General features: G+C 67.5%; 24 protein-coding genes and 1 pseudogene. 9 read left to right on the top strand and 16 right to left on the bottom strand.

Annotated elements, in window-relative coordinates:
• Window positions 1–78: 78 nt before the first annotated feature.
• The 8 genes from AB0H50_RS08445 to AB0H50_RS08480 form a co-directional block, all read right to left on the bottom strand.
• Window positions 79–1,257 carry an MlaD family protein gene (locus tag AB0H50_RS08445; protein ID WP_357448589.1) on the bottom strand — a complete coding sequence of 393 codons (1,179 nt, stop codon included), beginning with the start codon at window positions 1,255–1,257 and terminating at the stop codon, window positions 79–81.
• The gene (locus AB0H50_RS08450) at window positions 1,254–2,345 is read right to left on the bottom strand and encodes an MCE family protein (protein WP_357448591.1); all 1,092 of its coding nucleotides are present in this window, start codon (window positions 2,343–2,345) and stop codon (window positions 1,254–1,256) included. Before AB0H50_RS08450 ends, AB0H50_RS08445 begins: the two co-directional genes overlap by 4 nt.
• An 8-nt stretch (window positions 2,346–2,353) precedes the next feature.
• Entirely contained in the window at window positions 2,354–3,463 is a 1,110-nt protein-coding gene (locus AB0H50_RS08455; RefSeq protein ID WP_357448593.1) for an MlaD family protein, read from the bottom strand.
• Complete coding sequence (locus tag AB0H50_RS08460) at window positions 3,463–4,461, bottom strand: MCE family protein (protein ID WP_357448595.1); 999 nt, start codon at window positions 4,459–4,461, stop codon at window positions 3,463–3,465. Before AB0H50_RS08460 ends, AB0H50_RS08455 begins: the two co-directional genes overlap by 1 nt.
• On the bottom strand, window positions 4,458–5,501 hold the full coding sequence (locus AB0H50_RS08465; RefSeq protein ID WP_357448597.1) for an MCE family protein: 1,044 nt from the start codon (window positions 5,499–5,501) through the stop codon (window positions 4,458–4,460). The genes AB0H50_RS08460 and AB0H50_RS08465 overlap by 4 nt, the downstream gene beginning before the upstream one ends.
• Window positions 5,502–5,642: 141 nt before the next feature.
• Complete coding sequence (locus AB0H50_RS08470; protein WP_357448598.1) at window positions 5,643–7,103, bottom strand: MCE family protein; 1,461 nt, start codon at window positions 7,101–7,103, stop codon at window positions 5,643–5,645.
• Window positions 7,104–7,110: 7 nt separating this feature from the next.
• The gene (locus tag AB0H50_RS08475; protein ID WP_357448600.1) at window positions 7,111–7,974 is read right to left on the bottom strand and encodes an ABC transporter permease; all 864 of its coding nucleotides are present in this window, start codon (window positions 7,972–7,974) and stop codon (window positions 7,111–7,113) included.
• A 4-nt stretch (window positions 7,975–7,978) separates the two neighbouring features.
• Window positions 7,979–8,797, bottom strand: a complete 819-nt coding sequence (locus tag AB0H50_RS08480) for an ABC transporter permease (RefSeq protein WP_245668569.1) — start codon at window positions 8,795–8,797, stop codon at window positions 7,979–7,981.
• 525 nt (window positions 8,798–9,322) lie between these two features.
• On the opposite strand from AB0H50_RS08480, the gene AB0H50_RS08485 reads away from it, so the two are divergent.
• Window positions 9,323–9,991 carry a S1 family peptidase gene (locus AB0H50_RS08485; protein ID WP_357448602.1) on the top strand — a complete coding sequence of 223 codons (669 nt, stop codon included), beginning with the start codon at window positions 9,323–9,325 and terminating at the stop codon, window positions 9,989–9,991.
• 72 nt (window positions 9,992–10,063) lie between these two features.
• On the opposite strand, the gene AB0H50_RS08490 is transcribed toward AB0H50_RS08485, so the two are convergent.
• A complete protein-coding gene (locus AB0H50_RS08490; RefSeq protein WP_357449383.1) occupies window positions 10,064–11,545 on the bottom strand; it encodes an MFS transporter in 1,482 nt (493 codons plus the stop codon).
• Between the two features lie 76 nt (window positions 11,546–11,621).
• Window positions 11,622–12,239, bottom strand: coding sequence for a hypothetical protein (locus tag AB0H50_RS08495; RefSeq protein WP_357448604.1), 618 nt, complete (start codon window positions 12,237–12,239; stop codon window positions 11,622–11,624).
• A 220-nt stretch (window positions 12,240–12,459) separates the two neighbouring features.
• Between AB0H50_RS08495 and AB0H50_RS08500 the strand changes: the two genes are divergently transcribed.
• The 5 genes and pseudogenes from AB0H50_RS08500 (at window position 12,460) to AB0H50_RS08520 (ending at window position 17,195) form a co-directional block, all read left to right on the top strand.
• Window positions 12,460–12,978: a DUF6764 family protein gene (locus AB0H50_RS08500; RefSeq protein ID WP_357448606.1), complete on the top strand. Its 519-nt coding sequence runs from the start codon at window positions 12,460–12,462 to the stop codon at window positions 12,976–12,978.
• A 45-nt stretch (window positions 12,979–13,023) separates the two neighbouring features.
• Entirely contained in the window at window positions 13,024–14,367 is a 1,344-nt protein-coding gene (locus AB0H50_RS08505; RefSeq protein WP_357448608.1) for a cytochrome P450, read from the top strand.
• 369 nt (window positions 14,368–14,736) lie between these two features.
• Window positions 14,737–15,639, top strand: coding sequence for a L,D-transpeptidase (locus AB0H50_RS08510; protein ID WP_357448610.1), 903 nt, complete (start codon window positions 14,737–14,739; stop codon window positions 15,637–15,639).
• Window positions 15,640–15,941: 302 nt separating this feature from the next.
• A pseudogene (locus AB0H50_RS08515) lies at window positions 15,942–16,085 on the top strand (ABC transporter substrate-binding protein); the annotation flags it as partial.
• A gap of 30 nt (window positions 16,086–16,115) precedes the next feature.
• The gene (locus tag AB0H50_RS08520; RefSeq protein ID WP_357448612.1) at window positions 16,116–17,195 is read left to right on the top strand and encodes an ABC transporter ATP-binding protein; all 1,080 of its coding nucleotides are present in this window, start codon (window positions 16,116–16,118) and stop codon (window positions 17,193–17,195) included.
• Between the two features lie 17 nt (window positions 17,196–17,212).
• Here the strand turns inward: AB0H50_RS08520 and AB0H50_RS08525 are convergent, their stop codons facing one another.
• The 3 genes from AB0H50_RS08525 to AB0H50_RS08535 all read right to left on the bottom strand — a co-directional run bounded on the left by AB0H50_RS08525 (window position 17,213) and on the right by AB0H50_RS08535 (window position 20,581).
• Window positions 17,213–19,231: a M13-type metalloendopeptidase gene (locus AB0H50_RS08525; RefSeq protein ID WP_357448614.1), complete on the bottom strand. Its 2,019-nt coding sequence runs from the start codon at window positions 19,229–19,231 to the stop codon at window positions 17,213–17,215.
• A gap of 110 nt (window positions 19,232–19,341) precedes the next feature.
• Window positions 19,342–19,719, bottom strand: a complete 378-nt coding sequence (locus tag AB0H50_RS08530; protein WP_357448616.1) for a DUF397 domain-containing protein — start codon at window positions 19,717–19,719, stop codon at window positions 19,342–19,344.
• A 10-nt stretch (window positions 19,720–19,729) separates the two neighbouring features.
• Window positions 19,730–20,581, bottom strand: a complete 852-nt coding sequence (locus tag AB0H50_RS08535; RefSeq protein WP_357448618.1) for a Scr1 family TA system antitoxin-like transcriptional regulator — start codon at window positions 20,579–20,581, stop codon at window positions 19,730–19,732.
• 129 nt (window positions 20,582–20,710) lie between these two features.
• On the opposite strand from AB0H50_RS08535, the gene AB0H50_RS08540 reads away from it, so the two are divergent.
• Window positions 20,711–21,253 (top strand): hypothetical protein, encoded by a 543-nt coding sequence (locus AB0H50_RS08540; protein WP_357448620.1) that lies wholly within the window; start codon window positions 20,711–20,713, stop codon window positions 21,251–21,253.
• Window positions 21,254–21,260: 7 nt separating this feature from the next.
• Here AB0H50_RS08540 and AB0H50_RS08545 read toward each other — a convergent pair whose 3' ends face one another.
• Window positions 21,261–21,752 (bottom strand): DUF4190 domain-containing protein, encoded by a 492-nt coding sequence (locus tag AB0H50_RS08545; RefSeq protein ID WP_357448622.1) that lies wholly within the window; start codon window positions 21,750–21,752, stop codon window positions 21,261–21,263.
• Between the two features lie 137 nt (window positions 21,753–21,889).
• Window positions 21,890–22,678, bottom strand: a complete 789-nt coding sequence (locus AB0H50_RS08550; RefSeq protein WP_357448624.1) for a pirin family protein — start codon at window positions 22,676–22,678, stop codon at window positions 21,890–21,892.
• A gap of 251 nt (window positions 22,679–22,929) precedes the next feature.
• Here AB0H50_RS08550 and AB0H50_RS08555 point away from each other — a divergent pair, with 251 nt between their 5' ends.
• Window positions 22,930–23,403: an NUDIX domain-containing protein gene (locus AB0H50_RS08555; protein ID WP_357448626.1), complete on the top strand. Its 474-nt coding sequence runs from the start codon at window positions 22,930–22,932 to the stop codon at window positions 23,401–23,403.
• 56 nt (window positions 23,404–23,459) lie between these two features.
• A complete protein-coding gene (locus AB0H50_RS08560) occupies window positions 23,460–24,803 on the top strand; it encodes an MFS transporter (protein WP_357449385.1) in 1,344 nt (447 codons plus the stop codon).
• Here AB0H50_RS08560 and AB0H50_RS08565 read toward each other — a convergent pair.
• Window positions 24,800–25,450: a hypothetical protein gene (locus AB0H50_RS08565; RefSeq protein WP_357448627.1), complete on the bottom strand. Its 651-nt coding sequence runs from the start codon at window positions 25,448–25,450 to the stop codon at window positions 24,800–24,802. The two genes, AB0H50_RS08560 and AB0H50_RS08565, sit on opposite strands and share 4 nt — an antisense overlap.
• Window positions 25,451–25,548: the final 98 nt, after the last annotated feature.

The following is a 25,548-nucleotide window of genomic DNA, read 5'->3' on the forward strand; positions in this document are numbered from 1 at the left end:
GTCCGCATGGGCGAACCGTACGCGTTCTACCAGCGAGTATGCCGGGCCGATGGCTCAGCCACCGGCCGGGGTGCACACTCACCGCACCGGGGGGAGGGTCCGCTCGTTCGGATCCACGCCCGGCGGCATCTGGGCGCCGTTGTTCGGCACGTCCGGCCGCGGGGCGTTCGCCGCACCGCGGATCTGCTGACCCGGCGGCGGGTTCACGCAGTAGTTCCACTTCGGGATAGTGCCGTCCTGCACGACCTCGTTGCGGATCTGCGGGGTGTCGTACGTGCAGTACGGCCGCGGCCAGATGTCGATGATCGCGTGGAACTCGTTGTCGTGCGCCGGGATACCGAGCGCCTCGACGCCGAGTGCGAGCGACGGGAACAGCGCCCGAAGCGCGGGCAGCCGCAGCTGCGCTGCCTTGGTGATGGCGACGAAGTTGGTGGCGAGGCCGGTGATCGGATCCGACGTCTTGTCCAGCACCGCGCCCAGGCTCGCCAGCTGGCCAGGCCCCGAGTCCAGAACGCTCTGCAGCTCCGCGTTGGCCGCGTTGAACTGCGCGAACAGCTCACCGGAGTTAGCGGTGAGGGTGGCCAGATCCGGCTGCGCGTGCGATGTGGTGTCGGCGATGGTGCGCAGGTTGGTGATCAGGCTGGTGGTCTGCGGCAGCAGCGAGTCGAGACCCGCGGTGGCCAGGCTGATGCCGTTGACCAGGCCGCGCAGCTGATCCGGGCCGCCGCTGAGCGCGATGTCCAGTTCGGCGAGGATGACGCTGAACTTGTCGGGATCGACCTGCGCGATCAGCTCGCTGGTGTTGTCCAGCACCGACCACACCGGGGTCGGCGTCTTGACCGTCTCCGGATCGAACTGGACCACCGCGCCGTCGGCGAGGAACGGGCCGCCCTCGGTGCCGGGACGGAAGTCGATGTACTGCTCACCCGCGGCGGACAGGGCCTGCACCGCAACGTCGGTGTCGACCGGGATCTTGTACCGGCTGTCGATCTCGGCCATGGCGGCGATGGCCTGCCCGCGATCGGTCAGCTCGATCGAGGTGACCTTGCCGACGCGATAGCCGCGCAGGGTCACGTCATTGCCGGGCTGCAGACCGCCGGAGCGGTCCAGGTTCACCGTCACGGTGTAGCTCGACCGAAGCGGATTGATCCGCATGACGCTGACCAGCAGATACGACGCGCCGACGAGCAGCACGATCACCAGGCCGATCGCCGAGAGGATCAGCTTGTTCGACCAGATCTTCGACAGCGCGCTCATCGGTGGCCTCCCGTCACCCGCTGCTGCACGAGTTGCAGCACCTGGATCAGGCTGCCCGCGAAGTCCTGCAGGTCTTCCAGGTTCGGCAGCCTCCCGTGCTGCGGATCGGTCAGCGCGCTGAGGTCGAGGTTGGTCGCGGTGGCGTACACGGCGAAGCTGCGGCCGCGGAAGGTGGCGTCCACCTTCGGGCGGATCTCGTGCAGACGGTCCATCAGGAGGCCGAAGTCGTCGCCCGTTCGCGCGAGCGCGTCCATCAGCGCCTGGGTGTTGTCGAGCAGAACGGCCAGCTGGTCGCCGGTGGTGTCGGCGTAGTCGCCGAGCGCGGCGCTGGTTGTCGAGATCTTGGTCAGCAGTTCGCCGATGGCACGGTTGTTCTCGGCGATGGCGCCGATCATCTGGGGCAGCGTGTCGGCCACCTGACCCAGCTCCGAGCGCCGCGAATCGAGTGTGTTCGCCAGCGTGCTGAACTGGCCGAGCACCGCGTCGACCCGGGCGGTGTTGTCGTTCAAACTGCCGACCACACCGGTCAATTCGGTGATCAGGTGCGCGACCTGCGGCCCGCGCCCGCCGACGATGGAATCCAGTTCCGAGGTCAGTTTGGTGAGCGAGGCGATGCCGCCGCCGTTGAACAGCATGGACACCGAGATGAGCAACTGTTCGACGGTGGCGCCCGCCGAGGTCTCTTCCAGGGTGAGGGTGTCGCCGTCGTGCATCATCGGCGCACCCGGTTCGACCTTCGGCTTGGACAGCGCGACGAACACGTCACCGAGCGGGGTGGCCTGGCGCAGCTCGGCGGTGCTGCCCTTGGGCAGTTCGATGTCGCTGCGGATGCTCAGGTCGACGACCGCCTGGAAGTTCTTGGTCTTGATGTCGGTGACCACACCCACATCCGAACCGCCGATCTTCACCTTCGCCTGGTCCGGCAGGTTCAGCGCGTTCTCGAACACGGCGTGCACGGTGTAGGTCTCGCCCGCCTGCCCCGGCTTGGGCAGCGGCAGATCCTCGACGGTGAGACCGCAGCCGGAGGTGATGCCAACCCCGGCCACCGCCGCGATGGCGACGAGCGCCCTGCGTGCCTTGATCGTCATGCGGTACGTCATTTCGTCAGTCCAAGCAGTGCGGCGGTGAGCCCGTAGTCGGGTCCGAAGTCCTGCATATTCCCGGTGCGACACCCGTCGGCCCTCATCTGGATCCGTTCGCAGAACAGCGCGACGATCTCGCCGTTGAGCGCGGTGCCGATGATGGCATGCAGGCGCACATAGCGGCCCTCGCGGTTCATGATCCGATCGACGTTCTGCAGGGCCATCGGCGCCACGTCGGTGACCTCGGTGAGGCCGTAGGCGTTGTCCCTGAGCTGCTGGGTGACGTTGGTCAGCCCGGTCAGGCTTCCCCCCAGCTGATCCTGGTAGTCCACGAGCGTGGTGCTCGTGTTGGCCAGGAAGTCGTTGAGCTGCTGGAGCGTCGCCTGCAGACCGGGCGCCTGCTCGGCGAGCAGACCGGTCATCTGAGTCACCCGGTTGCTGAAATCGCGCACGGACTGGTCGTTTTCGGCCAGCATCGTGGTCAGCTCGTTGAGCTTGATGATGATGTTGGAGATCGCGTCCTTGTTGTCGACACCGACCTTCAACGCGCCGGAGAGAGCGTTGAGGGTGTCCCGCATCTTCTGGCCGTTGCCGTTCATCATCGGGTAGAGCACCCGGCCGGCAAGTGGGCCGAGTCCTTCGGAGCCCTCCTGCGGCGCGAGCGCGGCGGCGAACTGATCGATGGTCTTGATCATCGTGTCGAGTTCGACCGGCGTTCTGGTGCGCGCCTTGGGCAGGTGCGTGCCCTCGCTCATCGCCTCGCCCTCGGTGTAGACGGGGGTGAGCTCGATGTGCCGATCGGTGACGATCGACGGCGAAACGATCGCCGCCTCCGCGTTCTTCGGGATTTTCACCCCGGAATCGACCGACAGATGCACCTCGACGAGGGTGCCCTTCGGCACGATCTTGTCGACCTTGCCGACCTGGAGTCCGAGCACTGTGACCGGGTTGCCCTCGTAGATACCCGCGATGTTCTCGAAGTCTGCGGTGATGTGCATGGTGCCGCCGAGCGCGTCGTTCACCGAGGTGGGCAGCAGCGAGCAGCTGCCGACCGTCAGCGCGGCGGCGCTGACCGCGAACAGCTTCGCCGCGGTCGCGAGTTTGCCTTTGCTGGCGAATTTCATCACTGGCACCCCTCGATGGCTTGTGCGAAGCACAACCAGTTGTCCGGGAACAGCCACGGCAGACCGACGTCGCCGTACGGGCCGCTGCCACCCCACGAGTTCGCGAGGTAGCGCACCGTGGGCGGCATGATCGACAGCAGTCGATCCAGGTTGTCTTTGTTCTTCTGCAGGCCCTCGGCCATGGTGTTCAGCTGCTGGATGGTCGGGCCGAGCTGGCCCTCGTTCTCCGCGCCGATCTGCTGCAGCTGCTTGCTCAACGTGGCGATGTTGTCGAGCAGCTGACGCAGCAGGTCCTGCCGCTCCATCACCCGGTTGGCGATGGCCTCGCCCTGGGTGATCACCAGCAGCACGCTGTTGCGGTTGTCGCCGAGGATCGTGGTGACACGGTCCAGGTCCTTCAGCAGCTTGTCGACCTCGCCGCGGCGGGTGTCGATCACCTTGGCCAAGGCGCCGACGCTGTCCAGCGCCTGGGCCGTCAGCTCGGGCGACGCGCCCATCGACTCGTTGATGACGTTCAGCGATTCGGCGAGCTTGGCGGTGTCGAGCGCCTCGAACTTCGGGGTGCCGATCTGCACCACGTCGGCGAGGTTGTACGGAACCGCGGTGTTGGACAGCGGGATCCGGCCGTCCTTCAGTCCGGAGCCGTCGCCCGGATCGAGGTCGACGTACCTGGCGCCGAGCAGGGTGGCCATCTTGATCGAGGCGCGCGCGTCGGGACCGAGCTTGACGTTGTTCTCGACGTTCAGCGTGAGCAGCACATGGCCGCCTTCGAGCTTCGCGCCGGTCACCGTGCCGACCGGAACGCCGGCGGCGTTGACCTTGTCGCCGACCTTGATCCCGGCCGCCTGCACGAACTCCGCCTTGACGGTCTGCTCACCGACACCGAGCATCCGGATGATGCTCGACGCCATCAGCAGCACCACGATCAGGACGGCGCCGATGACGCCGAGCCAGAAGTAGCGGTTGCTGTCGAAGCGGTTCTTGACCTTCGCGATCATGGGCGGCACACCGCCGAGTGCGCGTTGCCGCCGATCTGCGAGAACAGACCGCGAGGGAAGAGCACGCCGTACAGCGAGACGTCGAGGCCGCACAGGTAGGCGTTGGCGTAGCCGCCCTCGGAGGTGTGCCTGCCCGCCGCCACGAGGATGTTCGGCACGTCGATCGCGGCCTGGTCCAGCTTGGCGCCGTTGTCCAGCAGCAGCGTCAGCGCGGCGCTGGTGGAGTTCTGCGCCGCCCGCAGCTTGGGCTGGATGTTGTCGACCATGCCGACCAGCGACGAGGTCGCGCTCGCGATCTGCTCGGTGGACGCGAGCAGGGACTGGCCCTGGTCGTAGAGTCCGCCGATCAAGGCCCGGGTTTGGGTCACCAGGGTCTCCAATTCATCACCTCGTTGGGCCAAGCCCGCCATCACACCGGACAGGTTGACGATCACGTCGGACAGGATCGCGTCGCGACGCTGGAAATCCGTCGCGAGCTGGGCGGCCTGCACGATGAACGAGCTCAGCGAGACGTTGTCGCCCTGCAGCGCCTGGATGAACGTCTCCGAGAGGCGGTTCACCTGCTCGGGCTGCAGAACCTGGAACAGCGGCTGGAATCCGTTGAGCAGACCCGACACGTCGAACGACGGCTCGGTCCGCTCCAGCGGAATCGACGCGTTGTTCTTCAGCGGCGCCGGGTTGGACGCGCCGCCGGGGGCCAGCGCCACGTAGCGCTGGCCGATCAGGTTCTGGTAGCGGACCAGCGCCTTGGTGTCGTCGTAGACGGTCTGGTCGCTCTCGACGATGAACGTCACGTTCGCGACCGACTCCTTGGTCCGGTCGTCGCGCGCCAACTCGATTTTCTCGACCTTGCCGACCCGGACACCGGCCATGCGCACGTCGTCGCCTTCGCGGAGACCGAGCACATCGGTGAACGTCGCGGAGTAGGTCTTGGTGTCGCCGGGGACCACGCGCGCGAGCGTGTTCCAGACGACCACCGTCACCAGGATGGACACGATCGCGAAGAGCCCGAACCCGATCAGCGGTTTGCGGATGCTCATGCCCGCGCCTCGCTAGCGCTCGGCACCGGCATGCGCATTGCGCGCTGGCACATGATTCGCTCACTACGTTCGCTCATGCCCGCCCCTCGCTAGCGCTCGGCACCGGCATGCGCATTGCGCGCCGGTGCATGATTCGCTCACTCATCGGGCCGCACCACTTTCGGACACTTGCAAGGTTCCGCCCTTCAGAATCGGACTCAGCAGCAGGTACTCCGCGGTGGTCGGCTTGCGGCCGAGCAGCTGCTCGATCGCCGCGTCACCCTGATAGGAGATCGGGCCGGCCGCCGCCGGCGCCGCCGCGGGGGCGGGGGCTATGCCTGGCAGGCCGGGCAGCATCGGGAACAGACCCTGCAGCGGCGTGCCCGCGAACGGCTGCTGCGCGTTCTCCTGCAGGTCGGCGACGACGCGGCCCGGGTCGGGCATGGTGACGCCGGGGATCAGCGGCAGGCCGGGCATCGGCACCACCGGGGGAAGGCCGGCCGCAGATTCCAACGCGCGCGGTCGCAGGTTCTCCGGCAGCGGCGGCAGCTCGTTCACCTCGGGCGCGGTGGCGCAGCTCGGGCCTGCCATCTCGCCGTAGCGCGGGCAGTCCGCGACGGTGTACGGCTTGTACGGCGTCAGCGTGATACCGGCGTTCCAGACCTGTTGCTGCTGCGGACCCCAGTGGAAAGTGGTGCTCATCGCCCTGGTCGACTCGCTCAGGTTCAGCAGCGTCCTGGTGATCGCGTCGGGGTCGGCCGTCAGCGCGCCGAACATGTCGGCCGTGCCAACGGTGACCTGCTTGCCGACGTCGGGATTGCGGGCGAACAAGGCGTTCACCGTGTCCACGGTGCCGCCGGTCCCGGTGATCAGCGCGACGAGCTCGTCGCGGCGATCGGCGATGGTGCTCGCGGTCTGCACCGAGCTGCCGAGAACGTCGAGCAGTTCGGGCGCCGACTGGTTCAGCGCGCGGAACGAGCCGGAGAAGTCGTCGAGCAGCACGCCGAGATCCGGAATCGACTCGTCGACCGCCAGCACCCAGCGGTCCAGCCGCTCGATGGTCGAGCCCGGCATCCGACCGCTGCCGTCCAGCGCCTGCGAGAGGGTGCCGAGAACGCGGCCGAACTGCACCGGGTCGATCTTGTCCAGGATGTTGCGGACCGTGGTCAGCGTGTCCTGCAGCGCGATCGTGCCCTTGCTGCGGTCCTCCTCGATGACCGAGCCTTCCTTCAGGTAGGTGTCGGACGTTCCGTTGAAGACCAGTTCGATGGACGTGACGGCGAACAGGTTGCTCGGCACGACGCGCGCGGTGACGGTGGACGGGATGTCGCCCGCGTACTCCGGCTTCAGCTCGATCTGCACCTTCTGCAGTTCGCCCTTCGCCGCGACCTCGACCTCGTCCACGACGCCGACCAGGACGCCGCGGAACTTCACATCGGCTTCCGACGGCAGGCCGTCACCGGTGGTGGTCAGGTTGGCGACGACGTTCACCTTGGGCACGAAGTAACCGGTGTAGCGCGCCATGAGGAAGCCGAGCACCAGCGCGAAGACGACCAGCCCGCACACGCCGGCGATCAGCAACTGCCGCATCGTGGGCCCGCGCCCACTGGGATCGATGATCATCTGGCCCTTACCCCGAGATCCGGATTCCGGGGTTGACCCCCCAGATCGCCAACGTCATGAAGAGATCGGCGAAGACGACCAGGATGATGCACATCTTGATCGCCCGTCCCGCCGCGACACCGACGCCTTCCGGGCCGCCGGAGGCGAAGAAGCCGTAGTAGCACTGGATGAACGTGGTGATCGCGACGAAAACGATCGCTTTGAGCAGCGAATACAGCACGTCGGTCGGTATCAGGAACTGGTAGAAGTAGTGCGCGTAGGTGCCGCTGGCGGTGCCGCCGACCAACTGCACGGTCAACGAGCAGGAGAGGTAGGCGGTGGCAAGGCCGAGGCAGTACAACGGGACGATCGCGACGATCGCCGCGAACATCCGAGTGCTGACCAAGTAAGGCAGCGGCCGGATGGCCACCGACTCGAGCGCGTCGATTTCTTCGGAGATGCGCATCGCGCCGAGCTGCGCGGTGAATCGACAACCTGCCTGGGCGGCGAAGGCCAGTGAGGCGAGTAGCGGGCCGAGTTCGCGGGTGGTCGCGAAGGCGGAGATCGCACCGGTGATCGGGCTGAGGCCGAGCAGATTCAGCGAGGTGTAGCCCTGGATGCCGACCGTCATGCCGCCGAACGCGCTCAGGATCACGATGACGCCGATGGTGCCGCCACCGACGACGAGGTTGCCGTTGCCCCAGGTGACGTCGGAGAGCAGCCGCCATACTTCCTTGGGGTACTGCTTGAGCGCCAGCGGAATGGAGCCGACGGACCGCAGGAAGAAGAACACCTGATGGCCGAGCCGGGCGACGAGATCGACCGGTGCCTGCGCGGAACGCTTGAGTCCCTGGAGTGGCCGCAGTAGCGGCGGTACGTAGGTTGATGACACCGGCTCAGACCACCTGTGGGGGGAAGAGTGCGTTGTAGACCTGGGTGATGATGAGGTTCACGCCGAAGAGCATCAGCGCGGAGCTCACCACCGCCGAGTTCACCGAGTTGGCGACACCGCCGGGGCCGCCGCGGGTGTTGAGACCGGTATCGCAGGCGATGATGGCGGCCAGCAGGCCGAAGATCAGCGACTTCACCAGCGCGACGAGCAGGTCGCGAGTCACGGCGAACGACGAGAAGGTACTGACGTAGGAACCAGGCGTGCCGCCCTGGGCGAAGATGTTGAAGATGTAGCCGGTCAGGAAGCCGACGAAGACGACGAAGCCGCAGAGCAGCACGCTGACCAGCATCGCGGCGCCGAGCCGCGGTGCGACCAGGCGGCGCATCGGATCGACGCCCATCACCTTCATGGCGTCGATTTCCTCGCGGATGGTGCGCGAGCCGAGGTCGGCGCAGATGGCGGATCCGACCGCGCCCGCGATCATGATCGAGGTGACCAGCGGCGCGCCCTGCTGGATGATGCCGAGGCCGTTGGCCGCGCCGATGAACGACGTCGCGCCGACCTGACCGGCGACAGCGCCGACCTGGATCGAGACAATGACACCGATGGGAATCGCGACGAGCAGCGTGGGGGCAGCGGCCACATTGGCCATGAAGGCGCACTGGCGCACGAATTCACCGAAGGGGAACCGCCGTCGAAAGATAGCGATGACCAGTTCCGCCACCGCGGCGATCCCCATCGTGATCTGACGGCCGAAGGTCTCCAGTGACCGCTTGGGGTGGTCTTCCCAGTACGACCTCGTCCAATCGACCGCTTCACTTATCCGTGATCCCGTGGGAGGACTCTTGGTCGACTGCACTGCCTAACCCCTCTCGACGCCGGTTGCTCACCCCGACGACTTGTTTGCTTGACGCACCTTACTACGGAGTAGTGCAGAACACACCATCGTCATGTGATTGCAGTCATAGATACGAGTCACCTTCGGGAAACCTCATGAGAACGCTGCGGCTCCTTTGTCTCCAGCACCAAAATTAAGCGGCCAAGTTTTAGAACGAGTGACAGTTGAAGTGCCGCGATATGGGACTTCAGTTCTATCACCGATCAATTACTCGGAAATCATTCATCTAAAATCAAGTGTCATTCGAATGTCTTGCGCAATGAGTTCTACTCAATCAGAAAGGCATTGGGCGTGTCGTCCAATCAAGCCCTGTAATAGAGATTCGCTATCGCGATTACGATTCGGCGGCACCTCCGTGGCAACCTCGGTACGAGACGCGCCCGAGACCGAATACTGACACGATGGATGCGACAGATTGATATCGTGCGGGCTTCCGACATCTGGAGGGACATGTTCAGCAAACTCGTCAAGGCGGCCAACGCCGTCTTCGCCGTCGCCCTCGGCGCGGCGCTGCTCGGGACGGGCGCGGGCCCCGCGGCTGCCGCGCCGCCGGTGATCGGGGGCGGATCCGGCATCATCATCGACAACATGTTCGAGTGCACCGTCACCACGGTGGGCCACGACAGCGCGGGCAGACTCGTCGGGCTGACCGCGGGACACTGCGGGGACGCGGGTGCGAAGGTGTACTCCGAGGCGGATCGCGGCGCGGGTCAGATCGGTCGTTTCGTCTACTCCAACTCGGAGCTGGACTACGCCGTCATCGAGTTCGATCCGGGCGCGATCACCCCGGTCAACCGGATCGGCAATGTCACCATCACCGGTATCGGCGGGCCGGCCCAGTTCCCGATGATCGTCTGCAAGGAAGGCCGCACCACCGGCAACACCTGCGGCATCGCGTGGGGCGACGTGTTCGGCACCAATGTCGAGACCTGGACCCAGATGTGCGTCGTCGAGGGTGACTCCGGCGCTCCCGTGGTGGCGGGTTCCACCCTGGTCGGCATGGTGAACGCCTACCTGGCCATCGCCTGCTTCGGTCCCGAAGTCGGTACCAACATGAGCGCGATCATGAACGATCTCAACGCGCGGGGTGGTCCCGGCTCGGGCTACGTGCCGATCTGATCGGTCACCTGAAGACTGCGGGGAGCGGGCGACATCGCCCGCTCCCTTTCTTCATCTCCATGGGCTTCAGCGCTACGAGGCTTCGGCGCTGCCGTGCGATGCGTCGCCGACGAGCCTGTGCGGCGGTGCCACCGCGGGACCCGCCACCGCGCACTGCGGCAAGCACTCGACACTCCCCGGATCCGGCACGCGGCGCGGCGGACGCAACAGCACGGCGGCGATCAGTGCGCCGGCCACCAACAACCCGGAGCAGATCCACATGGCGGTCTCGAACCCGTCGTCGAACGCGGCCGGGTCGGTGAGGGAACCGGAGAGGCCGGCCAGCCCGGGCAGCGCGGCGACCGCGAGCAGTTGCGCGGTCCTGGCCACGGCGTTGTTCACCCCAGAGGCGATCCCGGCCTCCGATGCGCGCACCGCGCCGAGCACAGCGCCGGTGAGCGGCGCGACGAGCACCGCGAGACCGAGCCCGAAGACCACCACACCGGGCAGCACGTCGCCGACGTATCCGGCATCAGGTCCGATGCGGAGCAGCAGCACCAATCCCGCGGCGGCCAGCAGCGGTCCGAGCGTCATCGGAATGCGCGGTCCGTGCACCTGGGCCCACCGCCCCGCGGGCGCCGACAGCGCAAGCATGATCAGCGTGACCGGCACCGTGGCCAGCCCGGACAGCAACGGCGAATAGCCCGCCACCAGCTGGAGTTCCAGCACGAGCAGGAAGAAGACACCGCCGAGCGCGGCGTAGACGGCCAACGTCACCAGATTCGCCGCGGTGAACACCCGCGAACGAAAGAGCGCGGGCGGCACCAGCGGATGGTCACTGCGCAGCTCGATCACCACGAACACCGCCAGCAACAGCACGCCCGACGCGGCGAGCAGGGGCATCGCGTCGATCAGCCCGAAAGTAAGCGCGCCGAGGGCCAGCGCGACCACCACCGCGCCCGGAACGTCTAGCCGCGGAACGGCGTTCGGGTCGACGCTCTCCGGCACGTGGCGCAGCGCGACGACCACCACCACCGCGACGAGCGGCACGTTGATGAAGAAGATGGACTGCCAGCCGATCCAGTCGATCAGCCAGCCGCCGAGGAACGGCCCGAGCGCGCCTGCCACCCCGCCGAAACCGGACCACAGCCCGATCGCCGCCCCTCGATCGCGCTCGTCGAGCGAGGACGAGATCAACGCCAGGCTGCCCGGCGTCAGCATCGCCCCTGCCACGCCCTGGAGCACTCGCGCAGCCACCAGCATCTCGATGTTCACGGCCGCGCCGCACAACACCGAGGCGACCGCGAAACCGACCGCGCCCCAGACGAAGACCTTGCGCCTGCCGAGTTTGTCGCCGAGCGAGCCGCCGAGCAGGATGAACGAGGCCAGCGTCAGGGTGTAGCCGTTGAGCGTCCATTGCAGACCGGCCACATCGGTGTCGAGGGATTCCCCGATGCGTGGCAGCGCGATGTTGACGACGGTGGCATCCAGCGAGGCGACCGAGGAACCGAGGATGGTCGCCAGCAGGATCCACCGCCCGGTCGCCGAATGCAGCCGGGGCAGCTCCGGGGCGATGGTCACCGGTCCAACCTAATGTCCGTCGTCAATCCGCGCATGACGGGAGCGCAGGCGGAGGTACGCCTGATGCGGGTTACAACTCCTCGACACAGACCACGAAGCGGCGCTCGGAGTACTCGAAGCCGATGCCGCTGTCACAGACGCTCGCGTCGGTCGCGCCGGTGCTGATATTGGTCACGCGCACGCCCTGGGTGCCGCGCTCGGTGCAGTCGATCCGCTGCGGGTCGTCGCCGCCGACATCCATGCAGCCGCCGACCACCCAGTCGATGTCCAGGCACAGCGCGCCCTGCTGCACGCCGTTGATGGTCTCGGCGTAGTAGTTGTCGCGGTCCGCCGGGCAGGTCGAGCTGGACGCCGTCTTGCCGATGACCTTGTAGTTCGATGCCCGGCTTCCGCAGGAGGCCTTCGCGATGGTGGCGTTGGTCGTGGTGCCGCCCAGGGTGACGCAATCGCCGATGGATGCCTCGAAATCGGTGTTGCCGCCCGTCGGGGTCGGCCGGCCGGAGGTGGGCCTGGCGCTCGACCTGGGCGCGGAGGTCTTCGGGGTGCTGGTGTTGACGGCGTCGATGGTCCCGCTGTCCACCGCGGGCTGCGCGGTGCCGCTGATCGTCGAGCTACAGGCCACGAGGGCGAACACGGCGGCGGCGGTTCCCACCGCGAGCGCGATTCCGGATAGCAGTTGACGAGACACGTACAGTCCTCCCGAGCTGTAACGCTCCGAACTCACACCCCCGTAAGAATCCGAAGTTGACGATCTGATCTTCAAATATCACGCCATGCATACACCATCAGCGATGCGGTAGTCGAGTCGAAAGACGCTCGGTGGGCGCAGCGAAGAGGGCGTGCAGCGGCCCGGCCCCGGCAGCAACCATCTGGGTATGGTGGGCACTACGGTGCGAAAGGGGTTGACCGTGAAGCTGATTGGCGCACTCATCTGCTCGGCCACCGCGGTCGGCGCCTCGTTCGCACTCCCCGCCGTCGCATCGGCAACCGATGTGCATTGCAGTTCGGAGTACGGCGCCGACATCACCGTCATCGATGGTCGCGCCGGTTGCCGGGCCGTCACCGACACGCTCGGGCGAGCGCGTTCTGCCGGTTTCGACGGCGTCGGCTATGCCCGTGCAACCTCCGGAGCCACCGCGCTCGGCATCGGCGCGGCGGGCGGCGTCGGCGCGAGCGAAGGCGCGGGCGGGATTCCGGTCGCGATCGGCTTCGGCCCCGACGCGCATGCCCTCACCTCGATCGACGATCCCGACCCTGGCGACGGCAGGACCATCGCGCTGTCCATCGCCTTCGAAGGATCGCGTGCGCAAGTCAGTACCCAGGAGGGCACCGTGGTGTGCCTCGGCGCGGCGGCCTTCGCCTGGAACACAGCCACCGGCGTTTCCTGCCTCGCGACGCCGTTCGGCCGCTGGGGCGCGCTGCACTGACCTCTCCGATCGAACCGCCGCCGCGGGCAACTCGTAGGTAAGGGCATGGCGACCGAGACCGCCGCGCCCGCCCCGCCCCGCCTGTCTTCACTGCACGCGCTCGCGGCGGGGCTGGACTTCGAACGGTATTTCCGCTGGCGGCGAGCCCGCGAGGGGGATCCGTTCTACGTCCGCTTCCCCGGGTTCGGCGCGGTGCTCTTCACCGGAACACCGGACGGCGCGCGGGAACTGTTCCGCGCGCCGACGGATCTGCTCGAACCGCCGCGGCCGAATCCGATCGAGCCGCTGGTGGGACCGGCCTCGCTCATCCTGACCTCGGGTGCCCGGCACCGGCGCGATCGGACCCTGCTCGCGCCCGCCTTCCACGGTGCGCGGATTCGCGCCTACGGCGAGCTGATCCGGGCCGCGACGCTCGACGAGATCGACGGCGGCACGACACCGTGGCGACCAGGGACGCGGATCGATTCGCGCGCCGCGGCGCGCTCGATCACGCTGCGGGTGATCCTGGAGGCGGTTTTCGGCGTGCGCGCCCGCGAGCGACGGGTCGCCTACACCGCCGCGATCACCGAGTTCCTCACCGCCTTCTCCGGCCCGCTGCTGCTGGCGCCCGCGCTGCGCCGCGGCGCCTTCGGCCGCGCCCCGTGGGATCGGTTCGTCGCGGCGCGCCAACACCTCGATCGGCTGATCCAGGCCGATCTCGCCGAGCGCAAAGCCACTGCGCGCCAGGACGACTCCGACATCCTCGGCCTGCTGCTGAGCACACGCTACGACGACGGAAGCGCCCCCACCGACGCCGAACTCGGCGATCAGCTGCGCACCCTGCTCGTCGCCGGGCACGAGACCACCGCGACCAGCCTGGTCTGGGCGCTCTACCACCTGCACCGCGCACCCGAAGCACTGCGCAGGCTGCGCGCCGAACTGGGCGAGGCGGGTGATTCGCCCGCCGATCTCGCGGGGTTGCGCTATCTCGACGCCGTCTGCCAGGAGACCTTGCGACTGCACCCGCCGGTGCCGATCGTGCTGCGCCGGGTGACCGAGCCCGTCACGCTGCGCGGTGTGCGTGTGCCCGCGGGCGACACGATGGGCCTCGCGCTGCCGCTGCTGCATTCCGACCAGGACACCTGGGACGACGCCGCGCGGTTCCGGCCCGAACGATTCCTCGACCGCCGCTACAGTCCGTTCGAGCTCGCACCGTACGGCGGCGGACATCGACGTTGCGTCGGCGCGAGCCTGGCCGACTACGAACTGCGCGTCGTGCTGGCCACGCTGCTTCGTCACGTCCGGCTCGCGCTGCCGCCGCGCTACGCGCGCGGACGGACGCCGCTCTCGGTGCCGCACAACATCGCGACCGGGCCGCATCGGTCGATCCCTTTCGACGTCGTCGAGTGATTTCCGTCACGAAATAGGTTGATCTTGCACGAAACCGGACGGACCGCAGGTTGCCGCCCCGGCGTCCGAGTTGCCGACCTGACCGGGTCGTTTATCCAAAGGCACTGACCGTCAATGTCTTATGTGTTTCAGGACACATCTGATCGTCCAGACGAATAACCGAATATCGGCACTGGCTTCCTGTCGTGCCGGGACGGTATCAATGAATGGGGTCGGGCCGTCATGCCTGTTGGGCGCTTCGCAGGCCCTCGGCAATACCCGTGGCAGCTCCGATGGACTCGCGACATGGATCGTGGGCGCCCGAGCACCAAACCGATGAGACATCTCGCTCGCGTACGCGCGCGTGAGAGCTGGAATGGACGAAAACCTATGCAAGCCGCTTCGAACAACAGGTCGCTGTCGAGTTTCCGCGAGGAAAACCGGCTAGCCCGCCGCATTCGGCGGGGCGTCCTCTTGTCCGCGGCGATCGCGGCGGCCGGTGCCATGATCGTCGCTCCCGCTCAGGCCGAGCCGGGCGTTTCCGGAGTCGGTTCGGGATCGGCGGCCGCGGCCACCGATCCCGCTCCGCAGGCCAACTTCGCACCGCCAACCATCAACATCGCCGACGGCGAGACCGTCGGCGTCGCACAGCCGATCATCATCACCTTCCAGGAGCCGGTGACCGACCGCGCCACCGCCGAGAAGGCGATCAAGATCACCTCAGCCAAGGACGCGCCCGGCCACTTCTACTGGTTCAGCGACAAGCAGGTGCGCTGGCGGCCGAACGACTTCTGGCCGGACAACAACGACGTGACCGTGGTGGCGGGCGGCACGACGAGCTCGTTCCGCATCGGCGACGCCCTGATCACCACCGCCGACGACACCACCAAGACCATCACCATCACCCGCAACGGCGAGGTGGTGAAGGAAATGCCGACCTCGTTGGGCAAGCCCAAGTACGAGACCCCGAACGGCATCTACATCGTCGGCGAGCGCAACCGCAAGATGATCATGGACTCCTCGACCTACGGCGTGCCGATCGACGCGCCCGAGGGCTACAAGCTCGAGGTCGAGTACGCCACCCGCATCTCCAACAGCGGCATCTTCGTGCACGCCGCCCCGTGGTCGGTGGGTCAGCAGGGCGTGTCGAACGTCAGCCACGGCTGCCTGAACGTGAGCACCGAGGACGCTCGCTGGTTCTTCGAGAACGCGCAGAAGGGCGATCCGGTCATCGTGCAGAACACCGATGGCGGGACGCTGAACTCGCGCGACGGCCTGGGCGACTGGAACTGATTCCCGGGCGATAGCCAGAAGACGCCGACCGCGCACAAGCGCGCGGTCGGCGTTCTCGTTTTCCGCGCGCGTACTCGCCGCCAAATAGCCGCTCGCGGATCGCGGTTCGACGGCGACCGGCAAACTGGTCGGATGTTCAGCGCGCCCGTCGGGCGGTGTTCACCGAACATCTGCTGTGCGCGTCGTAGAGTCTCCGCCGTGCGTACACGGCCGGAGCGAGTGCTACCGCAACCCCGCGGCAGGAGATTTCGGGGCAAGCCGTGGCAGGACTACGGGCTGTCGAATTCATCACCAATGCCGAGTTCGTGCCGGGCGATCGGATCATCGGAACAGGATCGGCACATATCGGACTTCAGAATATCTATCCTGCAAGGGCTTTCACGAATATCGCACAGCAGTTGCAGTCGATAGCCGACCGCCAGATCACGCCGAAGCTACCCAAGTAAGTTCCCGCGACGACACGAGGAGACGACAGCATGGCGACGGTGCATTTCGACCGGGTGACCCACCGGTATTCCGGTGCGCCTGCGCCCGCTGTCGACGATTTGGAGCTCGAGATCGACGACGGGGAGTTCCTGGTCCTCGTCGGTCCGTCGGGTTGCGGCAAGTCCACCAGTCTGCGCATGCTCGCCGGGCTGGTACCGGTGGAGAGCGGGCGCATACTGATCGACGGCCGCGACGTCACCGGTCTGCCGCCGCAGGCGCGCGACGTGGCCATGGTATTCCAGAGCTACGCGCTCTACCCGAACATGACCGTCGCGCAGAACATCGGCTTCGCGCTGCGCGATACGGGAGTTGACCAGGCAGAGGCCGCCGTTCGGGTCAAGGAGGCCGCCGAATTGCTCGCGCTCGAGAACCTGCTCGACCGCAAGCCGGCGAAACTCTCGGGCGGGCAACGCCAGCGCGTCGCCATCGGGCGGGCCATCGTGCGCAGGCCACAGGTCTTCTGCATGGACGATCCGCTGTCCCACCTGGACACCGAACTCCGCGTGCGCACCAGAGCCCATATCGCCACTTCGCAGAAGCACCTCGGGACCACCACCGTCTACGTCACCCACGACCAGGTGGAGGCCATGACCATGGGCGACCGGATCGCCGTGCTTCGCGAGGGCAGGCTGCAGCAGATCGCCGCCCCGCGCGAGCTCTACGGCGACCCGGACAACACCTTCGTCGCCGGTTTCATCGGCTCGCCCCGCATGAACCTGCTCGACGCGCCCGTGCGCGACGGCGCCGCTGTGCTCGACAACCTCCGAATCCCGTTGCCCCGCAGCGTGCAGGCAGGCGGTCGAGTCGTCCTCGGCATCCGCCCCGAATCCTGGGAAGTCACGGCCGATCCCGCGACCGGCCTCACCGTCACCGCTCAAATCCAAGAACTCGGCGCCGAATCCTTCGTCTACGGCCACGCGACCTCCGAGGACTGGCGCAGCCGCACCGGCAATGTGGTAGCCCGCGTCGACCGCCGCTTCCGGATCGCCCTCGGCGACCCGCTCCACCTGCATCCCAAGCCAGACGAGATCTTCTTCTTCGACCCCGAAACCGAATCCCGTCTCCGCTGAACCGGTTTCGGCGGCGATCACCAGATTTTCACGCGTTCGGCGGGCTCCAGGTAGAGGGCGTCGCCGGGGCGGACGTCGAAGGCTTCGTGGAAGCTGTCGATGTTGCGGACTACGGCGTTGCAGCGGAATTCGGGCGGGGAGTGGGGGTCGACGGCGAGGCGGCGGATCGCCTCTTCGGAACGAGCCTTGGTGCGCCAGACCTGGGCCCAGCCGTAGAAGACGCGCTGCAAACCGGTGAGACCGTCGATGACCGGGGGCTCGGCGCCGTTCAGCGAGATCTTGTACGCCTCCAGCGCGATGGAGAGACCGCCGAGATCGCCGATGTTCTCGCCGATGGTGAATTCGCCGTTGACGGTGTGCTCGTCGGCCAGGTCCTTGGGGGAGAGCACGCTGTACTGATCGATCAACGCCTTGGTGCGCTTGGCGAATTCGGCGCGGTCGGCGTCGGTCCACCAGTCGATCATGTTGCCGTCGCCGTCGTACTTGGCGCCCTGATCATCGAAGCCGTGGCCGATCTCGTGACCGATCACCGCGCCGATGCCGCCGTAGTTGGCAGCGTCGTCGGCGTTCATGTCGAAGAACGGCGGCCGCAGAATCGCCGCGGGGAAGACGATTTCGTTCATGCCCGGGTTGTAATAGGCGTTCACCGTCTGCGGAGTCATGAACCATTCGTCGCGATCGACCGGCCCACCGAGTTTCTTCAGATCGCGATCGTGCTCGGCCGCGTATCCGCTGCGGTAGTTGCCGACCAGGTCGGCGGGGTCGATCACCACGGCGGAGTAATCGCGCCAGCGCTCCGGATAGCCGATCTTCGGGGTGAACTTCTCCAGCTTGGCCAGCGCCGCCTCCCTGGTGTCCGGCCCCATCCACGCCAGCTCGGAGATGTTGCGGCGGTACGCCTCCTGGAGATTGGCGACGAGCTCCACCATCCGAGCCTTCGCCTCTGGCGGAAAGTGCTCGGCCACATACAGTTTGCCGACCGCCTCGCCGAGCAGTTCCTGCACCACGGAGACGCCGCGCTTCCAGCGCTCCCGGTTCTCCTGGGCGCCGGTGAGGGTGCGGCCGTAGAAGTCGAAGTTCTCCTCGACCACGTCGTCGGTGAGATACGGTGCGCGCGAACGCAGGACGCGCCACGCGGCCCAGGCGCGCCAATCGGCCGGATCCTCCTCGGCCCAGGTCTGCGCGAAGGTGCGCAGGTACGAGGGCTGGCGCACCACCACTTCGGCGAACAGCTCGTCGCCCGGCTTGCCCGTGCCCTCGGCGAGGGCCGAAGTCCAGGCGCTCCAATCGAATTCGGGATTCTCGGCGACCAGCGCGTCGAATGTGGTGAGGTTGTAGCTGAGTTCGGCGTCGCGGCGGCGGACCACGTCCCAGTGGCCTGCGGCCAGCTTGCGTTCCAGCTCGAACACCCGCTGCCCGACCGTATCCAGGTCGCCGGGCAGCAGCGCGGCGACGCGCGGATCGGCCGCGGCCAGCGCGAACATGCGATCGATGTGCGCGATGTACTTCGCGCGGATCTCGGCGAATTCGTCCTGGCGGTAATAGGACTCGTCGGGCAGGCCGATGCCGGACTGGCCCGCGTGCACCAGGTAGCGATTGGAGTCCTTGTCGTCGGTGTCGACGTAGACGCCGACCGCGCCGCCGACGCCGGTGCGCTGGAGCCGCCCGAGCAGCGCGGCGAATGCGCTGCGATCGGCGACCTCGTGCACGGCGGCGAGTTCGGCGGAGATCGGCGCGAGCCCGGCGGCGGCCACGGTTTCGGTGTCCAGGAAGCTCGAGTACAAGTCACCGATCTTGCGCGCGTCGCTACCCGGCTCGGCCGCCTCGGCCGCGGCGTTCTGGATGATGGCCTTGACGTCCAGCTCGGCCTGGTCGTACAGCGCGCGGAAGGCGCCGTCGACCGCGCGATCGGCCGGGATCTGATAGTCGTCCAGCCATTTACCGTTGACATGCACGAACAGGTCGTCCTGCACCCGGACGGAGTCGTCGAGATGGGACAGGTCGAGGCCGGAGAGGCTGATCGGTTCGGAAGTCACGATCTCCAGTATGCCGATCCGGCGTGAGCGCGCGAGGTGGCAACCGCCGTGGACGCGGCCCGTTCACGCAGAGTGAACCCCCGGCCGCGCGGGCGACCGGGGGTGGGCGATCAGGCGGGCAGGATGATGCGGTCGAACTCGCCGTCGTACGCGCCGGCGAGGAAGGCTTCCCACTCTTCGGGGGTGTAGGTGAGGGTGACGTCGCCGTGGCGGAGCGTGGTGGTGCCGTCCGCGGCGGTGTGAACGATCAGGTCGGTGTGCGTCCGTCCACTGGTGAGCAAGGTCAGGAACGACGTCCATGCGTTCGCGGTGACGGTGATGATGGGCTCTTCGGCGGGGCGGTTGGCCGGGTTGCGGCGGTATTTGCTGTCACGGATGAGCACCGCATCACCATCGAACCGGACCTCGACGCATTGGTTGCCGTTGTTCGATCGGCTCGACGTGAACCAGCCGGTGGATCCCGGCCGGGGGCTAGCGGTGGTGGCCATGGGCAGGATTTTACCCGAGCGCGTGCCGTCTGATCAGGGCCAATGATTCGTCACGGGTCAGCGATTGCTCCAGTGCGCGCAGGTACGCGAAGCTCAGATCGCGCACCAGATCGGGGTCGTCGACCGCGCCGCCGAACACCGCGCTCTCGGCCCAGCCGAAGGTGGGCAGCTGCACGCCCGCGAAGTCGATCAGGTGGAAGCTGCAACCGCCGAGGGTGGCGCCCGCGGTCGCGGCGAACGGGATGACGCGGACCTCGACGCTGTCCAGCTCGTCGATCAGCTTGGCCAGGTGTTCGAGCTGGCCGTGCAACACGGCAGGGCCGCCGGTCTGCTGCAACAGCGCGGCCTCGCCGATGACGGCGGTGAGTTCGACGCGGTCCGGCCCGCGCAACCGGTCCTGGCGGCGCATGCGAATGGACACCAGCTGTTCCACCTGCACGGGACGGATCATCACGTCGGCGCTGATGAGCGCGCGGGCATAGGCCTCGGTCTGCAGCAAACCCGGCACGATCAGGCTGTCGTAGCTGCGGATGCTCTGCGCGCCGTGCTCCATGCCGTACAGCCGCTGGAGTTCGGGACCGATCAGCGCGGTGGATTTGGCCCACCAGCCGCGCTGTTTGCTGGCGTCCAGCAGGGCGAGCAGTTCGGTGCGCTCCTCGGCGGTCACCTCGAGCAGTTCGAGCACGGGACCGATGGTGTTGCCGGTGAGTACCCGCCTGCCCTTCTCCACGTGCGACCAGTTCGCCGGGGTGAAACCGACCCGCTTGGCGAAGGTCGCGGAATCGAAGCCGCGCTGCTCACGCAAGTCGCGAAGGCGCAGCACCAGCTCCCAACGCGCGACGGTGGGCGAGACGGGTGCCATAGCACGGGATGCTACGCCTCCGCAACACGCCATCGTGTGACTATTGTCAATCCAGTTGCGCAGGGCTAGGGTCGACACCAGCGGCCGATTCACCCGTCACGTTCACTCCGCATCGAGGCGAGGTACGTCATGAGCACGTTCCGCATTGAATCAGGCAGTCACGGCCCGCTCGGAGCACCGGACGCCTCGCCGACGCACGCGGCCGCCGAGGAGTACACAGCCAACCAGGACGCCTTCGCCCGCTGCCGCCACTACCGCAAGGACAACGGGCTGTACGCCGTCGTCGACCCGGCGCTCGGACGCATCATGCTCGAGGTCGGCGCGGTCGGCGCGGTCGTCATGCCCGCCTCCCTCGGCACGAAGGTGCGCGCGCTGCTCACCACCGGAGGACGCCGCGGCGGCCCGATCATCGCGCATCCGCGTTCGGGGCGCTGGACGTTCCTGACCGGTCCGACCGACAACTCCTACCTGGACATGGCGCTCTTCGCCGACCTGTTCCGCGTCTGCGCCTCGGTCGCCTTGCCCGGCAGCCGAATCGTGCTGCCATCGCCCGCCGACGAGCACACCGGCTACCGCACCTGGGTCGCGCGGCCAGACCGGGACTTCCGGCCGGAGCTGCCGGAGGTGATCGCCGCTACCAGGGCGGCGGCGATCCCGTCCAAGGACGCATGAGTTTCGCCTACGGCGTCGGCCGCGGCGTCAGCGTGACGCTGAAGCGATCCTCGATGTTCTGGTTCCACTTCCGCTCGCACTCGTCGATCTTGGCCTGATCGTTGCCCGCCTTGTCCAGGCAGTCGATCAGGTCCTTGCCGCCGGAATCGACGAAGAAGCTCCAGCCGACGATGGCGATCAGGATCGAGCCGATCAGGGCGAGCACGCTCAAGATCGCACCGGTCACGGCCATTCCGGTCCCGCCTGCGGTGCCCCTTCTCGCCTTGGCGAAGGCGATGAGGCCGAAGATCAAGCCGAACAGGCCGAACACGGCGCCGCCGAGGATGGTCCAGAAGCTGAGCAGCGCCAGGATGCCCAGGACCAGCGCGGTGATGGCGAGACCCTTGCCTTTCGGCGATTCCTGCCAGTAGCCGCCCTGTCCTGGCGGGGGATACCCGCCGGGCGGCGGATACTGCCCTGGCGGCGGAGGATATTGGCCGGGCGGGGGATATTGCGACATGGACTTCCTCTCAGTCGGTGCCGCTGGGGAACTCGCTGCGGGTCTCGCGGGTTCTGCGGGGGCGTTGTGCGGCGGTCGCCTACTGATCGCGCTCCCTACGTTCGGATGTTAATCGGACATTCCGAACGACGGATCGCTCATTGTCCGCCGAGTCGCGCGTGCATCTCCCAGACCAGGACCTCCGCCGGGCCATGCGCGGTGATGCGCTGGCCGCCACTGCGGGTCAGGCGCACCGCGTCGCCCTCGTACAGCGGTCCGACGCCTTCCATCTCCACCTCGCCGCGGGCGACGAAAAGATGCAGGTACGGCGCGTCCGGCAGGTCGATCACCTGTGGCGCCGCACCCGGCTCCGCGCCGGGCATGCGGGCCACGTGCAGCGCGGAATGGCTGCTGTTGATCGCGATGGCGGTGCGATCGCGGTAGCGCGGCAGGCCCGAGGCCACCGTAACCAGACCGCCGCCCGCCAGCTCGTCGTCGACTTCCAGCTGCTGGTAGCCGGGGGTCAGGCCCGGCTCGTCGGGCACCACCCACATCTGCACGAAATGCACCGGCTCCTGGTGCTCGGCGCTGTTGTCCAGCCGCCAGGAATCGTTCTTCTCCGAATGCAGGATGCCGGTGCCCGCGCTCATTCGCTGGGCGAGGCCGGGGTAGATGACGCCGCTGTGTCCGAGCGAGTCCTGGTGCACCAGGCTGCCGCCGAGGACCCAGGTGACGATCTCCATGTCCCGGTGCGGATGGGTGTCGAAACCCTGCCCGGGCAACACGATGTCCTCGTTGTTCACCAACAGCAGGCCGTGATGGGTGTTCTCCGGGTCGTAGTGCTCTCCGAAGGAGAACGAATGCTTCGAATCCAACCAGGACACCCGCGTTTTCATGCGGTCACCGCCACGGTGGACATCGATGTGAGGCGTAGTGAGTGTGGACATCGGGGTCCTCCTCTCTCCGACCGTGCACCGATCACCTTTCAGGGTAGGAGCACTCGAGGTCGCGGTACTCCTGATTCCTAGTAAATTGTCCTGCACTCGGCATTTTACGCGAGCGACCAGCGGGTGAACGGCAGGCGACCAGTACCGACCGGTGCGGTGAAGCGGGAACAGGACACGTAGGGTAACCGGCGACGGAGCCCTCTCCCGACGGCGCCGGGTTCGTAACACGATGCGCCCCAACGGAACCGGAGGTGAGAGCCGAAATGCGACGGGAGGCGCTCGATCGCATCGAGCGGCAGCTCCGCTCCGAGGCGCGCCGTGACGGCATCAGCGACTTCGTGGTCGGTGTCGCCGTGTTCCGCGACCGGAAACTCCTTGTCGTCCGGCGGGTGCCCGACGACTACCACGGCGGCTTGTACGAACTGCCCGGCGGCGGCGTGGAATCGGGGGAGACCTTCGCCGAGTGCGTGGCGCGCGAATTGTTCGAGGAGACCGGGCTGCGGGTGCGCAGCATCACCGAGTTCCTCGGCGGCATCGACTACGCCACCCGCACCAAGCCGAGGGTGCGCAAGTTCAGCTTCCTCGTCGAGGTGGAGCCAGGCGAGGTGGCGCTGGCTCCCGGCGAACACGACGCCTTCGCCTGGATCGACGCGGGCGCGCTCGACGAGCTGCCAATGGCGCCCGATATGCGGGCGGCCGTCAGTTCCCTGGTCAGCTGGGGCTGATCGTGGGCGTACCTCCGGCTGCGTGCACCGGAGAGGGCACAATCAAGGCGGTGTCGATCGGTCGCCAAGAAGACAGCCCGCCCGCCGACGCGCCACGCGTGTCGTTGCGAACGGCGCTGCGCGAGAGCCCCGGCGTGGTGCGCTTGGCGATCGTGCGCTTCGCCGGACAGTTCGGCGACGGAATGTTCCAAGCCGCGCTCTCCGGCGCGATCCTTTTCAATCCCGAGCGCGAGACCGACCCGCTGGCGATCGCCGCGGGCTTCGCCGTTCTGTTGTTGCCGTATTCGGTGATCGGGCCCTACGCCGGCGCACTGCTCGACCGCTGGGATCGGCGCGCGGTGCTGCTGGTGGCGAATGTGCTGCGTGGCGTGCTGATCGGCGTGACGAGCGTGTGCTTGGTCGCCGGGATCGCCGAGCCGCCGCTACTGCTGCTCGCGCTGGCCGTGATCGGCATCAGCAGGTTCGTGATGGCGGGCGTCTCGGCGGCGTTGCCGAAGGTGCTGGCGCAACAGTGGCTGGTGCCTATGAATTCGGTGTTCGCCACGGTGGCCTCGGGGTGCGCGGCCGCGGGCGCCGCCATCGCAGTGGCCGTCATCGGGGTGATCGGGGCGGGCGATTTCGCCTCCGCCGTGGCCGTCGCGATCAGCGCGATCGGTTCGGTGCTCGGCGCGCTGCTCGCGGCGGGCTTCCGGTCCGGCGTGCTCGGCCCGGAGGACGGCAGCGCGGTTCGGGAGGGAACCGTGCACGCGATCATCACCGGGTTGCGTACCGGCGCGAGCGCGGTGTGGCAGTCGGTGTCGGTGACCACGGCGATGATCGGCATCGGCACGCACCGCGTGGTGTTCGGAGCGAACACGCTGATCATGGTGCTGGTGTTGCGGCATGTTCCCGGCGGTTCCGGGCTCAGCAGCGGCCTGATCGGCTTCGGGGTGGCAATCGCCGCGACGGCCGCCGGCATGCTGGTCGCCGCCGTCGTCGCGCCGCTGGTGATCCCGCGGCTCGGCCGATCGCGCACGGTTGTCACCGGGCTGGTGGCGGCGATGATCGTGCAGCTGACCCTGGTGACGCCCATCGCCGTTGCCGAAGCGGGCGCGGCGGCCGAGCGCGCGCATCATCTGCTGCTGGCCGGCGCCTTCCTGTTCGGGCTTGCCGGGCAGACGATCAAACTCACCGGCGACGCCACCATGCAGATAGATATCGATGACGCTCGCCGCGGACAGGTGTTCGCCCTGCAAGACACCGTCTTCAATATCGCGTTCGTCTCGGCCATCGCGCTGGCCGCCGTGCTGATCCCCGACGACGGGCGCTCGCTGCCGGTGGTCGTGGCGGGCGCGGTCGGGTACGGGCTGGGGATCCTCGCCATCGCGCTGAACAGCAGGCGGCGGGCGGCCGTGCGTTAGAACAGCGAGTGCGAATCCCCCGACAGGTCGGGTGTCGGTGCGGGCGGTTCGGTCGACGGCGCGGTCTCCGTCGGCGGCGTGGCGCCGGGGCGGGCCGGGCGGTCGGACCAGATCGGATGCTCCGATCCGAGCGGCACCGAATGAGGCCACGGCTCGGGAAGATTCGGGGCTGGCGGCAGGTCTGGCGGCGACGTCGGGTGTTCCCACGGAGGAACCTGATGCATGGCGCCTGCGTGCGCGGCCGGTTCCGGGTGTATCGGGTAGTCGGCGAGGGCTTCGGTGACGGCGGGGGCCGCACCGTACTGCGGGGTGGCGAGCGGATCGGGGCCGGTGCGCACGATCCAGTCGAGCGGTTCGCTGGACGCGTCGGCGGCCGAGCCGGTGATCTGGTGATTCCAGGTGCCGTGGCCGGTGGGATCGGTATAGAAGTGGTCGAGCACGCCGTCGTCGTCGAGATCGAGCGCGGCCACGTCGGCGACGCCGGTGCCTTGCGAATCCCACATCGCGTCGTCGACCAGGCCATCGCCGTCGAAATCCAGCTGGATGGCGTCGGCGGTGCCGGTGCGAGCCAGGTCGAGATCGGCCGGTGACGACCAGACGTGGACGGCGCCGTCGCCCGTCCCGAATCCGTACTCGATGTCGTTCATATCTGCTTGGACGCGACCGGCCCGAATCCGGTTCCATCACGCTCGCGATCGGCTCAGCACGGCGCACGGCCGGAGGGCGTCCGTTCCGGTAAGTTGAT

It is taken from the genome of Nocardia sp. NPDC050793, assembly GCF_040654065.1.
In the GTDB taxonomy this organism is placed as follows: domain Bacteria; phylum Actinomycetota; class Actinomycetes; order Mycobacteriales; family Mycobacteriaceae; genus Nocardia.

Coding starts and splice junctions, on each gene's coding strand:
- AB0H50_RS08510 (WP_357448610.1), top strand. CDS start 14,737: ATGCAAGCCGCTTCGAACAACAGGTCGCTGTCGAGTTTCCGCGAGGAA.
- AB0H50_RS08535 (WP_357448618.1), bottom strand. CDS start 20,581: ATGGCACCCGTCTCGCCCACCGTCGCGCGTTGGGAGCTGGTGCTGCGC.
- AB0H50_RS08465 (WP_357448597.1), bottom strand. CDS start 5,501: ATGAGCATCCGCAAACCGCTGATCGGGTTCGGGCTCTTCGCGATCGTG.
- AB0H50_RS08540 (WP_357448620.1), top strand. CDS start 20,711: ATGAGCACGTTCCGCATTGAATCAGGCAGTCACGGCCCGCTCGGAGCA.
- AB0H50_RS08470 (WP_357448598.1), bottom strand. CDS start 7,103: ATGATCATCGATCCCAGTGGGCGCGGGCCCACGATGCGGCAGTTGCTG.
- AB0H50_RS08545 (WP_357448622.1), bottom strand. CDS start 21,752: ATGTCGCAATATCCCCCGCCCGGCCAATATCCTCCGCCGCCAGGGCAG.
- AB0H50_RS08455 (WP_357448593.1), bottom strand. CDS start 3,463: ATGAAATTCGCCAGCAAAGGCAAACTCGCGACCGCGGCGAAGCTGTTC.
- AB0H50_RS08530 (WP_357448616.1), bottom strand. CDS start 19,719: ATGGCCACCACCGCTAGCCCCCGGCCGGGATCCACCGGCTGGTTCACG.
- AB0H50_RS08445 (WP_357448589.1), bottom strand. CDS start 1,257: ATGAGCGCGCTGTCGAAGATCTGGTCGAACAAGCTGATCCTCTCGGCG.
- AB0H50_RS08485 (WP_357448602.1), top strand. CDS start 9,323: ATGTTCAGCAAACTCGTCAAGGCGGCCAACGCCGTCTTCGCCGTCGCC.
- AB0H50_RS08460 (WP_357448595.1), bottom strand. CDS start 4,461: ATGATCGCGAAGGTCAAGAACCGCTTCGACAGCAACCGCTACTTCTGG.
- AB0H50_RS08505 (WP_357448608.1), top strand. CDS start 13,024: ATGGCGACCGAGACCGCCGCGCCCGCCCCGCCCCGCCTGTCTTCACTG.
- AB0H50_RS08565 (WP_357448627.1), bottom strand. CDS start 25,450: ATGAACGACATCGAGTACGGATTCGGGACGGGCGACGGCGCCGTCCAC.
- AB0H50_RS08520 (WP_357448612.1), top strand. CDS start 16,116: ATGGCGACGGTGCATTTCGACCGGGTGACCCACCGGTATTCCGGTGCG.
- AB0H50_RS08550 (WP_357448624.1), bottom strand. CDS start 22,678: ATGTCCACACTCACTACGCCTCACATCGATGTCCACCGTGGCGGTGAC.
- AB0H50_RS08450 (WP_357448591.1), bottom strand. CDS start 2,345: ATGACGATCAAGGCACGCAGGGCGCTCGTCGCCATCGCGGCGGTGGCC.